This is a genomic window from Alkalilimnicola sp. S0819 (assembly GCF_009295635.1).
GTDB lineage: Bacteria > Pseudomonadota > Gammaproteobacteria > Nitrococcales > WHIW01 > S0819.
This window is the reverse complement of sequence record NZ_WHIW01000007.1, coordinates 123,876-142,570: the sequence shown is the minus strand read 5'-3', so window position 1 is coordinate 142,570 and position 18,695 is coordinate 123,876. Positions and strand designations below refer to the sequence as shown.

Sequence of the window (18,695 nt, the reverse complement as noted above, 5' to 3'; positions counted from 1 at the left end):
CTCGGTCTCGCCGTTACGTTTTTGATTGTTCCGGCTACTACCTATACATCAGGCACAGACTCAGAAGCTGAGCCTGCCCGCTGGTAGTGTTCCAACGCTGCCGTCAGGCTCGCCGCCACCGCGCTTCGCAAATGGGCTGGCGCAACCACCTCGGCGTCCGCGCCATAACGCAACACGTCCATAAGCAGTTCATCGGGGTGGTGATAGGGCAGGTAGAGGCGGTAACGGCCATCCGGCAGCCATTCGGCCCGTTGGTCAGGGTGCCAGCGCTCTTCCGCGACCCAACGCGCCCGCGCCGGCGTGAAATCGATAACGGCCGTCGCGGTGGGCTCGCCGGAGAAGATGCCGTAACTGCTGCTGAGGCAACGCTCCAGCTCCTCCTCAGGCACATCCAGCGCGGTCTCATCCAGCCGTTCCGGCGCCGCTATGCGTTCCACGGCGAAGCTGCGTAACCCCGCGGCCCTGTGGCACCAGGCATCCAGGTACCAGTTGTCCCGGTAGCGCACCAGCCGCTGCGGCGAGACGGTGCGGGTTTTCTCCTGGCCATCGCCGCGATTGCGGTAAACCAGCCGGAGCCGGCGACGCCCGAGCAAGGCATCCGCTACGGGCCGGAAGGCGGTGCCGGGATCGCGTCCGCCGATGCGCAGAACGCGCACCCGGCGCCGCAGTTCGACACTGTCCTGACCGTGATTGCGGCTCAGCTCGACCAGACGCTCGCGCAACGCATCCAGGGTGCCATCCAGCACCCCTTCCTCCAGCGTGTCCAGGGCATCCAGCATGACCAGTAACGCCGCCAGCTCATCGGCGCGGAACCAGAAGCCCGGCAGTTCAAACGCTTCGTCGCTGTAGTAGTAACCGTTTTGATCACGGTCGTATTCGATAGGCGCACGCAGGTAATCGCGCATCTTGCCGATCACGCGCACCGTGGTGGCTCGCGAGCATTCCAGCTCTTCCTCGATGCGTTGCCGGGAAACGGGTCGGCGCGACTGGCGCAACAAACGGTCCAGTGCACAGACCTGATCGAAGGTATGCATACCGCCTCATCCTGAAGGCTTTATTCGGATTCATTGTTTTTCTGGTGGGCGAAGCTCGCCACACCTCAAGACCATGCCACGCCAGAATGGATAAGCCCACCCCGGCTCACCACCACCCCTTGCGCTTGAACCACCACAACATCCCGCCGCCCGCCGCCGCCAGCAGCGCCAGCACCCCCGGATAACCATAGCGCCAGCCCAGCTCCGGCATGTTCCAGGGGCTTGCCGCGGGGTCGAAGTTCATCCCGTAGATGCCGGTGACAAACGACAGCGGAATGAAGAGGGTGGCGATGATGGTGAGCACGCGCATCACCTCGTTCATCTGCCGGTTCAGCGCGCTGATCAACAGGTCCAGCACCGCCGCGCTCATGTCCCGGTAGCTCTCGGCCAGGTCCAGGATGTGGCTGGCGTGATCCGCGGCATCGCGCAGGTACACCAGCGTACCCTCGCCGATAAGGGCCTGCTCGGTGCGCAGCAACTGCGCCAGCGCCTCGCGCTGGCTCCACAGGGCTCGGCGCAGGAACATCAGCTCGCGGCGGGACTCGTGGATGCGGTCCATCAGCTCCCGCTGCTTGGGGTTGGCCATCACCGCCAGTTCCAGCTCTTCCAGCTCCTCGGCATAGCCCTCCAAAATGGGGAAGCCCTGGTCCACCACCATGTCCACCAGCGCATAGAACAGGTAATCGACGCCGTTGGAGCGGATGCGCCCCCCGGGGCTGGTCTCCAGGCGTCGGCGCACGGGGGCGAAGAGATCCCCGCCGGTCTCGTCGATGCTGATCACGAAGCCGCGACCGAGGAACAGGCTCACCTGGCCGATGGCGAGCTTGCGCCCCACCCAGCTCGGCCGGCGCAGCACCAGGAACAGATGATCCTCGTAGTCTTCCACCTTGGCCCGCTGATCACCGTGCAACACGTCCTCCAGCGCCAGCGGGTGCAGCCCCAGGCTTTCATCGAGCTGGGCAAGCAGCGCGGGGTCCGGGCGGCCGTCCAGGTTCAGCCACAGGCGCTCGCCCCGGGCCAGCCATTCGGCGCACTGGCGCGGGCTGACGTCGTCTTCCAGCAGGTAGCGCTCGGCATCGTAGCGCAGCAGCTGCACCCGGCAGGGCGCGGCTTCGGCGCGGGGCTCCAGCAGACCCGGCGGGCTGCCGGGGGCGTTGTAGTGCTTGCGGAAATAGTTCATGGGGGCTCCGTGGCTGGGCGTCCGGGGAGAGTTTAGTGCGTGAACGGTGAATCCTCGATTCCCCGTCGCCAGCCCTCCCACACAGACGTACAGCCTTGGTGCTTCCCGTGGCCCCTTCGACGTTGCCCGCCAACAACAAAAAGGCCCGGTCGAACGACCGGGCCCTGCTGGGGCGAACGGCGGCGCCGGCCTTAGAAGTCCACGCTCAGACCCACGTAGGCGGTGCGCGGCAGGTTCGGCCGCGCGCCGTCGGGCAGGCGGGAGACGATGCGCTGCTCGTCGAAGACGTTGTCCACCTTGAGGAACACGGTGGCCCGGGGGGTCAGCGCGTAGCGGCTGATGAAGTCCACCACGGTGAGCGACTCGGTCTTGTTGAAGCTGCCGCGGCGCTCGCAGCCGGCTTCCGTGCACATATCGTCCAGGTAGCGGACCACGGCGTAGTTGTCCCAGCCGCTGTTGTGCTCCAGGCCCACCCGCAGGGCGAGCTGGTTCTCCGGTACGTCCTTGAGCCGATCCCCGGAACGCAGGCCCGACGCGGCGTTGTCCTTGCTGATCTCGGCCCTGGTGTAGGTGTAGCCGAGGCTCACCGGCAGGTAGAAGGCGCCGAGCTGGGTGCCGGTCTCGAACTGCAGTTCCAGGCCGGAGATATCCGCCTCGCCGGTGACGAAGGAGCCGGACGTGCTGCCATTGCTGCAGGGCGCGGCCAGGGAGCAGTTCTCGGTCTGGTCGGAGAAGTCGCTGTGGAAACCGATGGCCTCGGCGAAGAAGCGCTCGCCGAAGAAGCGCACGCCGGCTTCGTAGTTGGTGCTGTTCTCGGGCTCCACGTTCTGGGTGGCGCCGCCGCCCACCGGGGAGAAGCCGCGATGCACGCCGCCCAGCAGCTGCCAGCGGTCACTCACATCGTAGGTGAACGAGACGCCCGGCAGCCATTCGTCGCTGTCGTTGGAGCGGGTGCTGTCCACCGTGTTGCGGTCCGGGTCGCCGTACTGGGTGCGGGCCGTCTCCACATCCTCGTAGCGCAGCGCCAGGTTGAGTTTCAGCCGCTCGGTGGCCTGCCACTGGTCCATCACCCAGAAGCTCACCGCCTCGGCGGTCTCGATGCGGTTGTTGCTGCCACTGGGCGCGGTGCGCCCCTGGAATACCAGCGAGCCGTTGACCTGGTCGTAGGTCTCCACCGGCTGGAAGCGGTCCATCTCGTCTTCGTGGTAACGCGCGCCCACGGCGAGCTGGTGGGCGCCCAGATCCACATCGAAGTTGAGCTGCAGACCCTGGGACTCGTAGGCCCGGGCATTGTTCTTGTACTGCAGGCCGGCCACGTCCACGGTGCCGTCCAGGATGCCCTGGGCATTGGCGTCGCCGTTGTTGGCATCGCGCACATAGGCCGCACCACCACTGAGCTTGAACCAGTTCCGCTCGAACTCGTTGTGATACAGGGTGGCGGTACTGCTCACCCGGTCGGTCCACTGGAACTGGTGGGTGAGGTTCACGCCGGTGTGTTCATTGTTCATCTGGTCGATGCTGGAAAGGCCATAACGACGGTTCGGGTCGTCGTCGAAGTCCGCGTCGGTCAGGCCCAGATAGCTGGCGTTGGATGTCTCCTCGGAGTGCTGCAGCTTCAGCAGCACGCTCTGGCGCTCGCCCTGCCAGCGCAGCTTGCCCACGTAGTCCTGGATGTCGTAGCCGGTGTCGCGGTTGCTGCGGTCGATGTCCTTGTAGCCCTCGGCCGCGCGCTGCACGGTCTCCAGCAGGAAACCCCAGTCGCCCACCGTGTTGCCGTAATGGGCATGCACATCGGTGCCGCCGCGCTCGTTCACCACCGCTTCCAGGTGGCCGGCGGATTCGTCGGGAATGGGGGTGGAGACCAGGTTCACCACGCCGCCGGTGGTCTGGGGGCCGTGGCGCAGCAGCGGCGCGCCCTTGAGCACCTCCACCGAGGACATGCGCTTCATGGTGGGGAAGTAATAGGCGGCCGGGTTCGAGTAGGGCGCCGGCGCGATCATCACGCCGTCCTCCAGCAGGGTGATCTTGCTGGAACGCTCGGCGGTCGCCCCGCGGATACCGATGTTCGGGCGCAGGCCGAAGCCCTCTTCCTCGCGCACATAGATACCGGGGGCCGCCTTCAGCGCCTTGTTGATGTCCGTGGTGGCTTCACGCTCCAGCTGCTCAGCGCCCACCACATAGCCGGAGCCGGGCAGGGTCTGGGCGGCGGCGGGGTCGCCGATGATTTGCAGGGGGTCGAGCTTCACCGGCTCCCCGGCGTCCTGGGCCCAGGCGGCGCCTGAGGCCAGGCACAGGGTAGCGGCGATGGTAAGTGAAGAATGTCGGGACATGCTGGGCTTCCTGATTCTTGATTGCCAATGCCAATGAGAATGATTGCTATCACGGAACGCTGCGCAAATTACTCCCGCGCCCCGCCAAAGTCAACGCCCCCGCGCGCCACACCCGAGCCCGGCGGTGCCTGGCATGCCCCGCCCGCCTCATCTACCATGCTCACAGTCCCACGCCGGGCAACCCCCGCGCCCGGCGCCAGCCGAACAGAGTGAACCCATGAAGATCGCCTCCTGGAACGTCAATTCCCTGAAAGTCCGCCTGCCCCACGTACTGGACTGGCTAGCCCAGCAGCAGCCCGATGTGCTGGGGCTGCAGGAGACCAAGCTCACCGACGAGAACTTCCCCGCCGAGGCCATCCGCGAGGCGGGTTACCAGGTACTCTATTCAGGGCAGAAGACCTACAACGGCGTGGCCGTGCTCGCCCGCCAGCCCATGGCCGAGGTGGTCACCGACATTCCGGGCCTGGACGACCCCCAGCGCCGGGTGCTGGCGGTGACCGTGGGGGGCCTGCGCTTCATCAACCTCTACGTGCCCAACGGCCAGGCGGTGGGCTCGGACAAGTACGCCTACAAGCTCGGCTGGCTGAGCAAGCTGCACGATTGGATCGCCGATGAAGTCACTCGCCATGAGCACGTCGCGGTGGTGGGGGATTTCAACATCGCCCCGGAGGATGCCGATGTGCACGACCCGGAGGAGTGGGCCGGCAAGATCCTCTGCAGCGCCCCCGAGCGCAACGCCTTCACCGGCCTGCTGGGCCTGGGTTTTCGCGATACCTTCCGCCAGTTCGAACAGGAAGCGGGGCTGTTTTCCTGGTGGGATTACCGGATGAACAACTTCCGCCGCAACCGCGGCCTGCGCATCGATCTGATACTGGCCAGCGACAAGCTCGCCGCGCACTGCACGGCGAGCACCGTGGACGTGGCGCCGCGCCGCCTGGAGCGCCCCTCCGACCACGCCCCGGTGGTAGCGGAATTCGACCTGCCATGAAATACAAGGACCTGCGCGACTTCATCGCCAAGCTCGAAGCCGAGGGCGAGCTGAAACGCATCAGCGCCGAGGTGGATCCGCATCTGGAAATGACCGAGATCTGCGATCGCACCCTGCGCGCCGAAGGCCCCGCCCTGCTCTTCGAGAATCCCAAGGGCCACGACGTGCCGGTGCTGGCGAATCTCTTCGGCACCCCGCGCCGGGTGGCGCTGGGGATGGGCGAGGACTCGGTGGAGGCGCTGCGCGAAGTGGGCAAGCTGCTCGCCATGCTCAAGGAGCCCGAGCCGCCCCGGGGCATGAAGGATGCCTGGCAGCAGCTGCCGGTGTTCAAGCAGGTGCTGAACATGGGGCCCAAGCGGGTGAAGAAGGCGCCCTGCCAGGACGTGGTACTGGAGGGCGATGCGGTGGATCTCGCCCGCCTGCCCATACAGACCTGCTGGCCGGGGGACGCCGGCCCGCTGATCACCTGGGCGCTGGTGGTCACCCGCGGCCCACACAAGCCCCGCCACAACCTGGGCATCTACCGCCAGCAGGTGATCGGCCGCAACCGCCTGATCATGCGCTGGCTCGCACACCGGGGCGGGGCGCTGGATTTCCGCGACTGGCAGGAAGCCCACCCCGGCGAGCCCTTCCCCGTGGCTGTCGCCCTGGGCGCGGACCCGGCCACCATCCTGGGCGCGGTCACCCCGGTCCCGGACAGCCTCTCGGAATACGGCTTCGCCGGCCTGCTGCGCGGCTCGAAGACCGAACTGGTGCGCTGCCTGGGCTCCGATCTGGAAGTGCCGGCCAGTGCCGAATACATCCTCGAAGGCCATATCTACCCCGACGACATGGCCCCGGAAGGCCCCTTCGGCGATCACACCGGCTACTACAACGAGGTGGACAGCTTTCCCGTGTTCACCGTGGAGCGCATCACCCACCGCCGCGAGCCCATCTACCACAGCACCTACACCGGCCGCCCGCCGGACGAGCCGGCGGTGCTGGGGGTCGCGCTCAACGAAGTCTTCGTCCCGATCCTGCAAAAGCAGTTCCCGGAAATCGCCGATTTCTACCTCCCCCCCGAGGGCTGCTCCTACCGCATGGCGGTGGTGACCATGAAGAAGCAGTACCCGGGCCACGCCAAGCGGGTGATGCTGGGGGTGTGGAGCTTCCTGCGCCAGTTCATGTACACCAAGTTCGTCATCGTCACCGACGAGGACGTCAACGCCCGGGACTGGAAGGATGTGATCTGGGCCATGACCACCCGCATGGACCCGGTGCGCGACACGGTGCTGATCGAGAACACCCCCATCGACTACCTGGACTTCGCCTCGCCGGTCTCGGGTCTGGGCGGCAAGATCGGCTTCGACGCCACCAACAAATGGCCCGGCGAGACCGATCGGGAATGGGGCCGGCCCATCGTCATGGACCCGGCGATCAAGGCGCGGGTGGACGCCCGCTGGCACGAATTCGGCCTGGACACCGACACGGACTGACGCGCAGCAGGGCCCACCACCCTTCTCCTGCGGCCGACAAATGGGCGACAATGCACCCATGAGCTACACCATCACCATCGAGAACACCGGCGCCCGTTTTCCCGCCGAGGAGAACGAGAACATTCTGGACGCCGCCCTGCGGGCCGGCCACATCATCCCCTACAGCTGCCGGGGCGGGACCTGCGGCAGTTGCGCGGGCAAGGTCGTGGAAGGCCATATCGACTACCCCCAGGGCGAGCCGCCGGCGCTGAACCCCACCGAGAAGGCCGTGGGCCAGGCCCTGTTCTGCCAGGCCCAGCCGCGCTCGGACCTGGTCATCGAGGTGCGCGAGGTGCGCGCCGCCGACGACATCCAGCCTCGCAAGCTGCCGGTGCGGGTGATACGCAAGGAACAACTCGCCCACGACGTGGTGCGCCTGTACCTGCAGCCCCCGGGGCAGCAGCGGCTGCAATTCCTCGCCGGCCAGTACGTGGACATCCTGCTCAAGGACGGCCGCCGCCGCGCCTTCTCGCTGGCCAATGCCCCCCACGACGACGAGGCGCTGGAGCTGCACGTGCGCCACGTGGAAGGGGGCGAGTTCACCGCCTTCGTCATGACCGAGATGAAGGAAAAGGCGCTGCTGCGCCTGGAAGGCCCCCACGGCCAGTTCTACCTGCGCGAGGATTCCGAGCGGCCCATCCTGATGATGGCCGGCGGCACCGGCTTCGCGCCGCTCAAGGGCATGCTGGAGCACGCCTTCCACCACGGCGTGCAGCGCCCCATCCACCTCTACTGGGGCGTGCGGGCGAAGCGTGATTTGTACCTGGACGACCTGCCCCGCCAGTGGGCCGAGCAGCACCCCAACTTTCACTACACGCCGGTGCTCTCCGAACCCCAGCCGGAAGACGCCTGGGAAGGCCGCACCGGGCTGGTGCATAACATCCTGCTGCAGGACCACCCGCGGCTGGCCGGTTACGACTTGTATCTCAGCGGCCCACCGGCCATGATCCACGCCGCCACGCGGGATTTCAGCGCGCACGGTATGCAGGACGACCGGGTGTTCTCGGACGCCTTCGAATTCGCCGCCGACTCCAGACCCGGCGGCGGTTGAGCCCGCTGCGCGCCGCGCAGCGAAAACAATAACCACAGACGCCGCGCCATGACCTCCGCCCGCCCCCGTCTTCGATCACACGCCCAGCAATGGCTCACGCTGCTGCTGGGCCTTGTGGTTACCATGGCGCTGGTGGCCCTGAGCCACCACTGGAACCAGCAGCGCTGGCAGGCCCGGCTGGCGCAGGTCGCGGCGGAACGCAGCTACCTGCTCCAGAACGGTATGCAACGCGCCCTGGATCTCACCCTGCACGCCAATGCGCTGGTCGCCGCATCCGACAAGGTCACCCGCCGCGAGCGCTACACCTTCTTCCGCATGATGCTCAGCACCTACCCGGAGGTGCACAATATTCTCTGGCTGAAGCGCGTGGCGGCGGCGCAGCGTGAAGCCTTCGTGCGCGAACAACGCGCCGAGGATCCGGACTTTCGGGTCTGGGAGCGGGCCGCCCAGGGCCGACGCGCCACCACCCCCGGCATCACCACCTACGTCACCACCGAGACCGGCTTGCCCGGCACGCTGGAGACCATGCGCGGCTTCAGCCCCGGCGGCGAATATGATGAAAACGCCGAGGCGCTGACACGCGCTGTCGCCGAACGTCGAACAGTACTGGGGCCGCCGGTATCACTGGTCAGCGATACCCGGATTACCGGCGTGGTCGCCTTCATGCCCATCCCCCGCAACAGCCTCTCGGAGGACGATGTCCTTGGCGTCATCGCGCTGGTGTTCGATCTGCAGCGCACTTTCCTGACGATCTTCGGCCCCGACATGGCCCAGGGGCAAACACCGCTGCGCATCGAAGACGTCAGCGGTGAAACGCCGATCTTGCTCTATAGCAGCCATGCTGACGGCGCGGCGCTGCCGCCGGTGGCGCACCAGGAAACCCTGGAGTTGGGCGGCCGGCAATGGCGCATCAGCTTCATGCCGCAACCGGCCGGCATTCCGGCCAGCGGCTTCGCCGCCCTGCTCTGTGGCCTGTTGCTCACCACCCTGGCCGTGGCACGCCTGCGCCATCTACAACAACGCGCCGACCTGGTGGCCGCCGAAGTGGCCGTGCGCACCCGGGAACTGGCCGAGAGCAACGCGGCCCTGAACCACAGCCTCAGCGAAAAGCAGCAGGCCCTGGAGGAGCTGGCCGTCAGCGAGGCCCGCTACCGCCTGCTGGCCGACCACGCCTCGGACCTGATCACCCAAGCCACCCCGGAGAATGCCGTTTTCGAGTACGTCTCGCCCGCCAGCCGACGCCTGCTGGGCCATGAACCCGAGGCGCTCATCGGCCGCTCCGCCTACGAGCTCTTCCACCCGGGCGATGTGTACCGCATTCGCCTCGCGCATGAGGAAGCCCTGCGGGCACCGGGCGTGTATGCGTTAAACCACCGCATGCGCCACGCCGCGGGCCACTACGTGTGGCTGGAGACCACCCACCGGATCATCGCCGACGAACGGGGCCGCCCCACGGCCATCGTCTCGGTCATCCGCGACGCCAGCGACCACAGCGCCCCGCGACAGGCGCTACGCGAGCGCGAGGCGCTGTTCAGAGGCGTGTTCGAGGAAGCCCCGGGCGGCATGGTGCTGTTCGACACCCGGCGCCGCCTGCTGCGGGTCAACCAGGCCTTCTGCGAACTGGTGGGCTACAGCCGCGACGAGCTGCGTCACTTGAGCCTGGACGATATCACCCATCCCGGCGACTGGCAGACCACCCCCGGCTGCATGCAGAAGCTGATCGGCGCGGATGCCAAGCACTGCAGCTACGAGCAGCGCTACCTGAACAAGCGTGGCGAGACTCGCTGGACCCGCGTCCAGCTCTCCCTGGTGCGCGACAACCAGGGCGAGCCCCTGTACTTCATCGCCCAGAAACAGGACATCAGCGGCGAACGCGAACAATCCGCTCAGGTCTGACCCGCGGAACGGCCGTCACCGCCCCTTCCCGCCAACGCGACGCCAGACCCGCGGGCGCTGTTGAATGATCGGCCCCATCCAAGGTCTGCAATGACCTGAAACCGCGCGACGATTATACTCAGCCACCCGTACCGCGACAGAATCCGCCCGCCGGCGGCACAAGAACCCATGGCGTATTTCCAACACGACGGCCTGCGCTTTTACTACGAAGTCATCGAGCGCGAACATGATCCACAGTCCGCCGAGACCCTGGTGCTCATCACCGGGCTGGCCGGTGTCGTTCAGGGCTGGAGCCTGCAGACCGCCGCCCTCGCCCGTCATTACCGGCTGGTGATGATGGACAACCGCGGCGCGGGCCAGTCGGACAAGCCCGCCGGGCCCTACCACATGAGCGATTTCGCCGGTGACCTGGCCGCCCTTTTCCAGCACCTGGCCCTGGACGCCGCCCACGTGCTGGGCATTTCCATGGGCGGGCTCATCGCGCAGGAGTTTTACCACCGGCACCCAGGGCGGGTACGCAGCCTGGTTCTCGCCTGCACCGGCGTGGGGGCGAATGACCCGGCGTTCGTCCCCGCGGAGACGGAGGTCGAGCAGGCGCTGCTCATGGACCGCGCCGAGCACAGCCCGGAGACGGTGATGCAGGCCTGGGTCCGGAGCTTCTACCACCCGGATTTCCTGGCGAAAGTGCCCGACCTGGCCGAGCGCCTGCTGCGTTTCCAAGCCGCCTGCCCGCAACCGCCCGAGGCCTATGCCGCGCAACTGCAGGCCTGCCTGGACCACCCCCCCAACTCGCCCCGGCTCGCCGGAATCCAGGTCCCCACCCTGGTGATCCACGGCGCCCAGGACCTAATCTGGCCGCTGGCCAACGCCGAGTACCTGGCCGCCCATATTCCCGGCGCCCGCCTGGTCGTGATTCCCGACTCCGCGCACATGTTCCTGGTGGAGAAACCTCGGGCATTCAACGCCGCGGTACTGGAATTCCTGCAAGAACAACACACGGCCGCGGCTTGAGCGCCGCCGCCCATCCCCGGGGGAAAACACCCATGCTCCGCACGCCCGCACGGATCGCCACCCTGCTCCTCCTCGCGCTGCTGCTCGGCGGCTGCGCCAGCCAGGGCGCACTGCAGGGCGAAACCTACGACCCGCTGGAACCCGGCAACCGCGTCGTCTACGGGTTCAATGACAGCATCGACCGCCATGTGCTCGCCCCCACCGCCCGCGGCTGGGCGCGCATCACCCCGAGCTTCGTGCGCACCGGGCTGAGCAACTTCTTCCATAACGCCGGCTACCCCAACGTGGTGCTCAACGACCTGCTGCAGGGCAAGTTCCAGCGCGGCGCCCTGGACACCGGCCGTTTTCTCACCAACACCACCCTCGGCGTACTGGGCCTGTGGGACCCGGCGAGCCACCTGGGCATGCCGCCCCACGACGAGGACCTGGGCCAGAGCTTCGGGGTCTGGGGCGCCGGCCCGGGGGCTTATCTGGTGCTGCCGCTGTTCGGCCCCAATAGTGTGCGGGACGTGGGGGGGATACCCGTGGCGGCGCTCACCGATGTGCTCAATTACACGGTGAGCGGCGGCGCGCTGATTGGCCTGCGCGTGGTCGAGGTGATCAACCGCCGGGCGGAGCTGGAGCGGGCCGTGCGCATCCGCGACGAGGCGGCGCTGGACCCGTATCTGTTCACCCGTGAAGCCTGGCTGCAGATGCGCCGCACGCGCATCCATGACGGCAATCCGCCCATCGAATACTACGACGACGAGCTGTTCGAGGACGACCCCTACCTCGACGAGGACCCCACAGAACACGCCCGGGCGCAAGGAACGCGTTGATGACCCTATTGCAGATCGTAGTGCTCGCGGTGGTGCAGGGCATCACGGAATTTCTCCCCATCTCCAGCTCCGCCCACCTGATTCTCACCCCCGTGTTCGGTGACTGGCCGGACCAGGGGCTGGGCTTCGATCTGGCGGTGCATCTGGGCACCCTGGTGGCGGTGGTGGCCTATTTCCGCCGGGACCTGTGGCAACTGGGCGGCGATGGCCTGGCCAGCGTCGTGCAACGGCGCCACGTGGGCGAGAGTCGACTCGCCTGGCTGTTGGTGCTGGGCACCATTCCCGTGGGCCTGGCGGGCCTGTTGTTCGCCGATTTCATCGAAGGCGAGCTGCGCTCGGTGACGGTGATCACCGTCACCACCATTCTCTTTGGCCTGCTGCTGGGGTTCTCGGATGTGTTCGGGCGCCGCGCGCGGGGCCTGGCGAGCATCGGCCTGCGCGATGCGCTGATCGTGGGCGGCGCCCAGGCCCTCGCCCTGATACCCGGCACCTCCCGCTCCGGTATCACCATGACCGCCGGACTGATGATCGGGCTGGACCGCGAAGCGGCGGCGCGCTTCTCTTTCCTGCTGGCCGTGCCGGTGACCGTGCTCGCCTCGGCCCACAAGCTGCTGCAACTGGCCGGTAGCGGCGAACCGGTACAATGGGGCGCCTTTCTCCTTGGCGGCGTGCTCGCGGCCATCACCGCCTTCCTGTGCATCCATTACTTCCTGCGCTGGCTGAACCGCTTCGGCCTCCTGCCCTACGTGGTCTACCGCCTCGCGCTCGGCGGCATCCTGATCGCGCTGTTCTGGTAGGCACGCGGCTCGCCGCCCTTGATGCGCATCAAGGCGCGCGTCGGCGACGCCCTTGCATACTGCCGCCATGCAAAGGGAGGACTCACCATGAACACGCAGTATCTTCGGGACAGAACCCGCGAACTCTTCCGCGGCATGATGGCCGCCGCCACCGAACGCCGGCTGCACCTGGAGCTGGGCGACGCGGAACTGGGCCGCCTGTACAAGGAACTGGGCGTGGATCGCGACGGCTTTCGCGGGCTGCTACTCAGTGGCGGCGAATGGCGCGAGCGCCTGCCGCGCATGATGCGCCGTTTCGGTGTGAAACCCGAGGGCATTGCCGAGGGCGCACGGCTGGAGGACATGCAGCGGGTCTGCGCCGGCTGCCCGGCCCAGTACCGCTGCGCCCGGGCCCTCGCCCGGGGCGACAATGCCGCCACCTGCGCGGCCTTTTGCCCCAACGCCGACACCTTCGAGTCGCTGCAAGCCGCCTGACCCCGGCGGGCCGCGCAACTTTCGCCCCACGCTCACCGCCCCCATAGTTGGCTTGCCTGTCCACGGATAAGGAGCGGGCCATGCATATCGCACAGATCGCGCCGCTGTACGAAAGTGTGCCGCCGCGGCTGTACGGCGGCACCGAACGGGTGGTGAGCTATCTCACGGAAGAGCTGGTGGCCCAGGGCCATCAGGTCACGCTGTTCGCGAGCGGTGATTCACGCACCCGCGCCAAGCTGCACCCGGTCACTCCCCGCGCCCTGCGCCTGGACCCCGAGCGGCCCGGCAGCCTGCCGCCGCATCTGTGTCAACTCGACCAGGTGGCGCGCCGCCGCGGCGAATTCGACATCCTGCATTTCCATATCGACTACCTGCACTTTCCGCTCAGCCGCGCCCTGCGCCTGCCCCACCTCACCACCCTGCACGGGCGCCTGGACCTACCGGAACTGCCGCCGCTGTATAGGCAGTTCCCGGACATGCCCGTGGTCTCCATCTCCGACGCCCAGCGCCGCCCCCTGCCCGGTGCCGGCTGGCGCGCCACCATCCACCACGGCCTCCCCACGACCCTCTACACATTCAGCGACAGGCCCGGCGAACACCTGGTGTTCATCGGTCGCATCTCACCGGAGAAACGCCTGGACCGGGCCATCGAGATCGCCCTGCGCAGCGGCCGACCACTCAAGGTGGCGGCCAAGGTGGACCCGGCCGACCAGGATTATTTCCACCGCCACATCGCGCCCCTGCTGGCCCACCCCCAGGTGGAGTACCTGGGCGAAGTGGACGATGCCCGCAAGCAGGCGCTGTTGGGCGGGGCCGCCGCCCTGCTCTTTCCCATCGACTGGCCCGAGCCCTTCGGCATGGTGATGATCGAAGCCATGGCCTGCGGCACCCCGGTGATCGCCTGGGACCACGGTTCGGTGCCGGAGCTCATCCGGCCCGGGGTGAACGGCTTCGTGGTGCGCAGCATCGACGAAGCGGTGGCGGCCGTGGCCCGGCTGCCCGAACTGGATCGACGCAGCTGTCGGAATCTGTTCGAGCGGCACTTCTCGGCCGAGCGCATGGCGAGGGACTACCTGCGCCTGTATGACGAACTGCTGGTGCCACACGGAACAGCGAAGGAGGTGCGCGCGTGGCGGAGGATCTGATCCGGGTCGACGAGCAGTGGTATGTGCTGGCCACCTCCTCGCGGGCCGACGACCGCACGCACGTGCTCAAGGCCGGCGAAAGCTTTTCCCTGTGCGACCGCCACGGCGACATGGCCCCACTGGGCAATGGCGAGGCGGGGCTTTTCCACCGGGGCACGCGCTATCTCTCACGCTGGGAGCTGCAGCTGAGCGGACGCAATCCGCTGCTGCTCAATGCCTCGGTGAGCGAGGGCAACGAGCTGCTGCACGCCGATCTGACCACCCCGGACATCCACCAGGACCACACCCTGGTCCTGCCCAAGGGTACGCTGCACCTGTTTCGCGCCCGGGTGCTGCGGGACGGCGCCCAATACGAGCATCTGCGGCTCAGCAATTACGGCCTGCGCCCGGAGAGCACCTGGCTCGAGCTGAGCATGGACGCGGACTATGCCGATATCTTCGAGGTACGCGGCCACTCCCGTCGGCAGCGCGGTCATCTGCAGGAAGAGCAGCTGGAAGCGGATACCCTCACCCTGGGCTACCAGGGGCTGGACGGCGTGCACCGCTGCACCCGCATTCACTTCAGCGAAACACCCGCGCGGCTGAACGAGCATACGGCGCGCTTCGACGTGCAACTGGCGCCGGGCGCGCACTGGGAGCTTTTCATCAGCGTGCTCTGCGAGCAGGACGGCGTGTGCCCGACGCCCCTGAGCTACCCCGCCGCCCTGCGCAAGACCCAGCGCGAACACCGGCAAAGCCGCTGCGAGCAGGCCCGCATCAGCAGCTCTCACGAACAGTTCAATGACTGGCTGGAGCGTTCGGTGGCGGACCTGACCATGCTCACCAGCCCCACCCCCCAAGGCCCCTACCCCTACGCCGGCGTGCCCTGGTTCAGCACGCCCTTCGGCCGCGACGGCCTGATCACCGCCCTGCAGTGCCTGACGGTACGCCCGCAGCTCGCTCGCGGCGTGCTGGCCTATCTCGCCGCGCACCAGGCAGACACCCTGGACCCGACGAAGGACGCGGCACCGGGGAAGATCCTCCACGAGACCCGCCAGGGCGAGATGGCGCGTCTGGGCGAGGTGCCCTTCGCCGGCTACTACGGCAGCGTCGACGCCACCCCGCTGTTCGTGCAGCTGGCGGGCGCCTACTACCGGCGCAGCGGCGACCGGGCACTGATCGAGCGCATATGGCCGAACATAGAACGCGCCCTGGCCTGGATAGACGATTATGGCGACGCGGACGGCGACGGCTTCGTGGAGTACGCCCGCCACAGCACCAATGGCCTGGTGCAGCAGGGTTGGAAGGATTCCGAAGATTCCGTGTTCCACGCCGACGGCCGCGACGCGGAACCGCCCATCGCCCTGTGCGAAGTGCAGGGCTATGTCTACGCCGCCAAGCACGCCGCCGCGGACCTGGCCGCGCTGCTCGGCCACGAGGCCCGCGCCGCTGCTCTGCATGCCCAGGCCGAGAGCCTGAAAAAACGCTTCAACGAGGCCTTCTGGGTGGAGGAGATCGGCTGCTACGCCCTGGCCCTGGACGGTGACAAACGCCCCTGCGCGGTGGTCTCGTCCAACGCCGGCCATGCGCTGCACAGCGGCATCGCCGAACCGGACAAGGCCCGGCGGGTGGCCGACACCCTGCTCGCCCGCGAAACCTTCAGCGGCTGGGGCATACGCACCGTGGCGAAGGGCAGCGCGCGCTACAACCCCATGAGCTACCACAACGGCTCGGTCTGGCCCCACGACACCGCCATGATCGCCGCGGGGCTGGCCCGCTACGGGTTCAAGGAAGAAGTGCTGCGGCTGATGACCGGGTTGTTCGACACCGCCCTGGCGGTGGATCTGAAACGCCTGCCCGAGCTTTTCTGCGGCTTCACCCGGCTGCCCGGTCAGGGGCCCACCCTGTACCCGGTGGCTTGCCTGCCCCAGGCCTGGGCGAGTGGCGCGGTGTTTCAGCTGTTGCAGGCCTGCCTGGGTCTGGAATTCGACGCGCCCCGCCAGCGGCTGTGCTTCAACAACCCGCAGCTGCCCGATTACATACCATCCTTGCAGATCCGCCAGCTGCAACTGGGCGAGGCCTGCGTGGATCTCGCTCTGCGCCGTCATCCGCGCCACGTGTCGGTAAACGTGCAGAACAAGCGCGGCCCGCTGGAGATCATCGTGCGGGTCTAGGCCCGCCGTCTGCCGCTAGGCGGGCTTGAGCAGCAGCTTGCCCTTGCGCACCAGCTCCAGGGTTATCTCCATGGTGCGGCGGATATGCCGCTCGGTGGCCTCGCAGGCCGCCGCCACGTCCCGCTCCAACGTCGCCTGGTAGATCGCCTCGTGTTCGCCGCGCACATCCCGTGGCACATCCTGTCGCACCTGACGCGAAAGATTGCGATACCGCATGTGCTGGTCGTACAGACTGCGGTGGATACCGGGCAGCAGTTCGGAGCGGCAGCCGGCCAGCAAGGCGGAGTGGAACGCATCGTTCAGCCGCTCCCAATCCTCGTACCGGGCATCCGCCCGCCCCTCCAGCTTGCTCACCTGGTAATAGGCCGCCACCACCCCCGCCTCCCAGCGCTCATCGCCGTGGAGGATGCTGTCGCGCAGGGTTTCGCACTCGATCAGCACCCGCACCCGGGTCAGATCCTCCAGGTGCTCCGCACTCATGGGCACCACGCGAAAACCCCGCTGCCCGTGGGCGAGCACGAAACCGTCCGCCGACAGCCGGCTCAGCGCCTCACGCAGCGGGGTCGCACCGATGTCGTAGCGCTCTCGCAGCTGGTCCACCCGCAGTCGCGCCCCCGGCGCCAGCGACCCGGCGATGATGTCCTCGCGCAAGCGCCCGTAGGCGTAATCGGTCATGGTCTTCGGTGGCTCCGCGGCCGCCGCCAGGTCGTTCGGCATCATTTCGGCATCCCCCCGCTCGTTGTCTCCGCCTGTATGGATCATCGCACAGCCTAAGGAAAATATAGAATCGAGATTAATTGCAAGCATCGACGCACGCTGGCAGCCTGTTTTCAATCCAGCTCTTCAGGAGGCAGGGATCGATCCCCCGGGGCCGCCGGCCAGAGGCCCCAGGGAAGCAATCCATGTTTCCTCAACACCGCCCCGCGGGTCGGTACTGCCCAAGGTTGCCCCATGAGCAAAGCCACCGCTGCCGCGACCCATTCCGCGGCGCGCTTGATGATGATCGTCTTCGTGCCCTTCGCCCTGGGGCATTTTCTGTCCACCGCCTACCGGGCGCTGAATGCCATGTTGGGCAGCACCCTGCAGGCGGACTTGGCGATCAGCGCCTCGGAACTGGGTCTGCTGACCAGCGCCTTCTTCCTCGCCTTCGCGCTGGCGCAGCTGCCCGTGGGCCTGCTGCTGGACCGCTACGGGCCGCGCCGGGTGGAAGCCTCACTGCTGCTGGTGGCGGGCCTGGGCTCGCTGCTGTTCGCCCTGGGCGAAAGCCTCGCCACCCTCACCCTGGGGCGGGCGCTGGCCGGGATGGGCATGGCCTCCTGCCTGATGGCGAGCTTCAAGGCCTTCAGCCTGTGGTTCGGGCCCCAGCGTCTGTCGCTGCTCAACGGGTATCTGATGGCCATAGGCGGGCTGGGCATGATGAGCGCCTCGGCACCTGTGGAACTGTTCATCAGCCACGCCTCCTGGCGCTCGCTCTTCCTGCTGCTGGCCGTGGCCTGTGTGCTCATGGCGCTGCTGCTGTGGTGGGTGGTGCCTGAAAAGCCCAGCGAGAGCCGCGGTGAAACCCTGGGCCAGCAAGTGCGCGCACTGAGTCGGCTGCTCGCCGGTCAGCACTTCTGGATGGTGGCGCCGGCGGCCTTCACCGCCCACGCCCTGTCACTGGCGGTGCAGGGGCTGTGGGTGGGCCTTTGGTTTCGGGACGTGGGCGGGCTGAGCCGCGCCGAAGTGGGTACCCACCTGCTGTGGGTGGCAGTGGCGCTGACCGCGGGCTTCGCGGCCTGGGCGACACTTGCGGACCGGCTGCGCGCGCGTATCCCGCCGCTGTGGATCAGCGCCGCGGGCCTCAGCGGTTTCTGCCTGATGAACCTGTTGGTGGCCTGGCAACCGGCCGAGCATCACCTGCTGTTGTGGATGCTCTACACCTTCCTCGGCGCCAGCGGCACGCTGTTCTACTCAGGCCTGGTGGGGCTGCACGAGCCGGCGCTGGCCGGGCGCGTGAACACCGCCCTGAACCTGGTGGTATTCGCCGGCGCCTTCGTTCTGCAGTGGGGCATCGGCGTGGTGGTGGAGGCCTGGAGCATCCCCGGCGAGGCACTCAGCCCGGTGGGCTACCAGGTGGCCTTCGGCAGCCTGGCGGGCCTGCAACTGCTGAGCCTGCTGTGGCTGGTGCGCGGACTGCGTCAGACGCCGGGGGGCGTCTCTCGCTGATCAGATCGAAAATATAGATTGCATTGCTAAATCGGGGACCAGTGTTATATTCGAGTGGACTCCGCTCCATCGCGGAGCAATAAACAGAGCGACCGGCAG

The 18,695-nt window shown here is 67.4% G+C and carries 15 protein-coding genes; 11 read left to right on the top strand and 4 right to left on the bottom strand.

Annotated features, from left to right (window positions below; genetic code table 11):
* Positions 1–41: 41 nt before the first annotated feature.
* The 3 genes from GBG68_RS08240 to GBG68_RS08230 form a co-directional block, all read right to left on the bottom strand.
* Positions 42–1,034 carry a helix-turn-helix transcriptional regulator gene (locus tag GBG68_RS08240; RefSeq protein ID WP_152146458.1) on the bottom strand — a complete coding sequence of 331 codons (993 nt, stop codon included), beginning with the start codon at positions 1,032–1,034 and terminating at the stop codon, positions 42–44.
* A 106-nt stretch (positions 1,035–1,140) separates the two neighbouring features.
* Positions 1,141–2,214 (bottom strand): magnesium/cobalt transporter CorA, encoded by a 1,074-nt coding sequence (gene corA, locus GBG68_RS08235; protein WP_152146457.1) that lies wholly within the window; start codon positions 2,212–2,214, stop codon positions 1,141–1,143.
* Positions 2,215–2,405: 191 nt separating this feature from the next.
* On the bottom strand, positions 2,406–4,544 hold the full coding sequence (locus tag GBG68_RS08230) for a TonB-dependent receptor family protein (protein WP_152146456.1): 2,139 nt from the start codon (positions 4,542–4,544) through the stop codon (positions 2,406–2,408).
* A 217-nt stretch (positions 4,545–4,761) separates the two neighbouring features.
* Here GBG68_RS08230 and xth point away from each other — a divergent pair, with 217 nt between their 5' ends.
* The 10 genes from xth (at position 4,762) to GBG68_RS08180 (ending at position 16,391) form a co-directional block, all read left to right on the top strand.
* On the top strand, positions 4,762–5,532 hold the full coding sequence (gene xth, locus GBG68_RS08225) for an exodeoxyribonuclease III (protein ID WP_152146455.1): 771 nt from the start codon (positions 4,762–4,764) through the stop codon (positions 5,530–5,532).
* Positions 5,529–7,007, top strand: a complete 1,479-nt coding sequence (gene ubiD, locus GBG68_RS08220) for a 4-hydroxy-3-polyprenylbenzoate decarboxylase (RefSeq protein ID WP_152146454.1) — start codon at positions 5,529–5,531, stop codon at positions 7,005–7,007. Before xth ends, ubiD begins: the two co-directional genes overlap by 4 nt.
* 58 nt (positions 7,008–7,065) lie before the next feature.
* Complete coding sequence (locus GBG68_RS08215) at positions 7,066–8,097, top strand: CDP-6-deoxy-delta-3,4-glucoseen reductase (RefSeq protein WP_152146453.1); 1,032 nt, start codon at positions 7,066–7,068, stop codon at positions 8,095–8,097.
* A gap of 48 nt (positions 8,098–8,145) precedes the next feature.
* Entirely contained in the window at positions 8,146–9,993 is a 1,848-nt protein-coding gene (locus GBG68_RS08210) for a PAS domain S-box protein (RefSeq protein ID WP_152146452.1), read from the top strand.
* A 168-nt stretch (positions 9,994–10,161) separates the two neighbouring features.
* Positions 10,162–11,004, top strand: coding sequence for an alpha/beta fold hydrolase (locus GBG68_RS08205; protein ID WP_152146451.1), 843 nt, complete (start codon positions 10,162–10,164; stop codon positions 11,002–11,004).
* Between the two features lie 32 nt (positions 11,005–11,036).
* Positions 11,037–11,822 carry a VacJ family lipoprotein gene (locus tag GBG68_RS08200; RefSeq protein WP_152146450.1) on the top strand — a complete coding sequence of 262 codons (786 nt, stop codon included), beginning with the start codon at positions 11,037–11,039 and terminating at the stop codon, positions 11,820–11,822.
* A complete protein-coding gene (locus tag GBG68_RS08195; RefSeq protein ID WP_152146449.1) occupies positions 11,822–12,619 on the top strand; it encodes an undecaprenyl-diphosphate phosphatase in 798 nt (265 codons plus the stop codon). Before GBG68_RS08200 ends, GBG68_RS08195 begins: the two co-directional genes overlap by 1 nt.
* A gap of 87 nt (positions 12,620–12,706) precedes the next feature.
* Complete coding sequence (locus tag GBG68_RS08190) at positions 12,707–13,093, top strand: DUF6455 family protein (protein ID WP_152146448.1); 387 nt, start codon at positions 12,707–12,709, stop codon at positions 13,091–13,093.
* An 80-nt stretch (positions 13,094–13,173) separates the two neighbouring features.
* Complete coding sequence (locus GBG68_RS08185) at positions 13,174–14,238, top strand: glycosyltransferase family 4 protein (RefSeq protein ID WP_152146447.1); 1,065 nt, start codon at positions 13,174–13,176, stop codon at positions 14,236–14,238.
* Positions 14,223–16,391 carry an amylo-alpha-1,6-glucosidase gene (locus tag GBG68_RS08180; RefSeq protein WP_152146446.1) on the top strand — a complete coding sequence of 723 codons (2,169 nt, stop codon included), beginning with the start codon at positions 14,223–14,225 and terminating at the stop codon, positions 16,389–16,391. The genes GBG68_RS08185 and GBG68_RS08180 overlap by 16 nt, the downstream gene beginning before the upstream one ends.
* 15 nt (positions 16,392–16,406) lie before the next feature.
* Here the strand turns inward: GBG68_RS08180 and GBG68_RS08175 are convergent, their stop codons facing one another.
* Positions 16,407–17,111 (bottom strand): GntR family transcriptional regulator, encoded by a 705-nt coding sequence (locus tag GBG68_RS08175; RefSeq protein ID WP_226801734.1) that lies wholly within the window; start codon positions 17,109–17,111, stop codon positions 16,407–16,409.
* A gap of 231 nt (positions 17,112–17,342) precedes the next feature.
* On the opposite strand from GBG68_RS08175, the gene GBG68_RS08170 reads away from it, so the two are divergent.
* Positions 17,343–18,596: an MFS transporter gene (locus tag GBG68_RS08170; protein ID WP_152146445.1), complete on the top strand. Its 1,254-nt coding sequence runs from the start codon at positions 17,343–17,345 to the stop codon at positions 18,594–18,596.
* Positions 18,597–18,695: the final 99 nt, after the last annotated feature.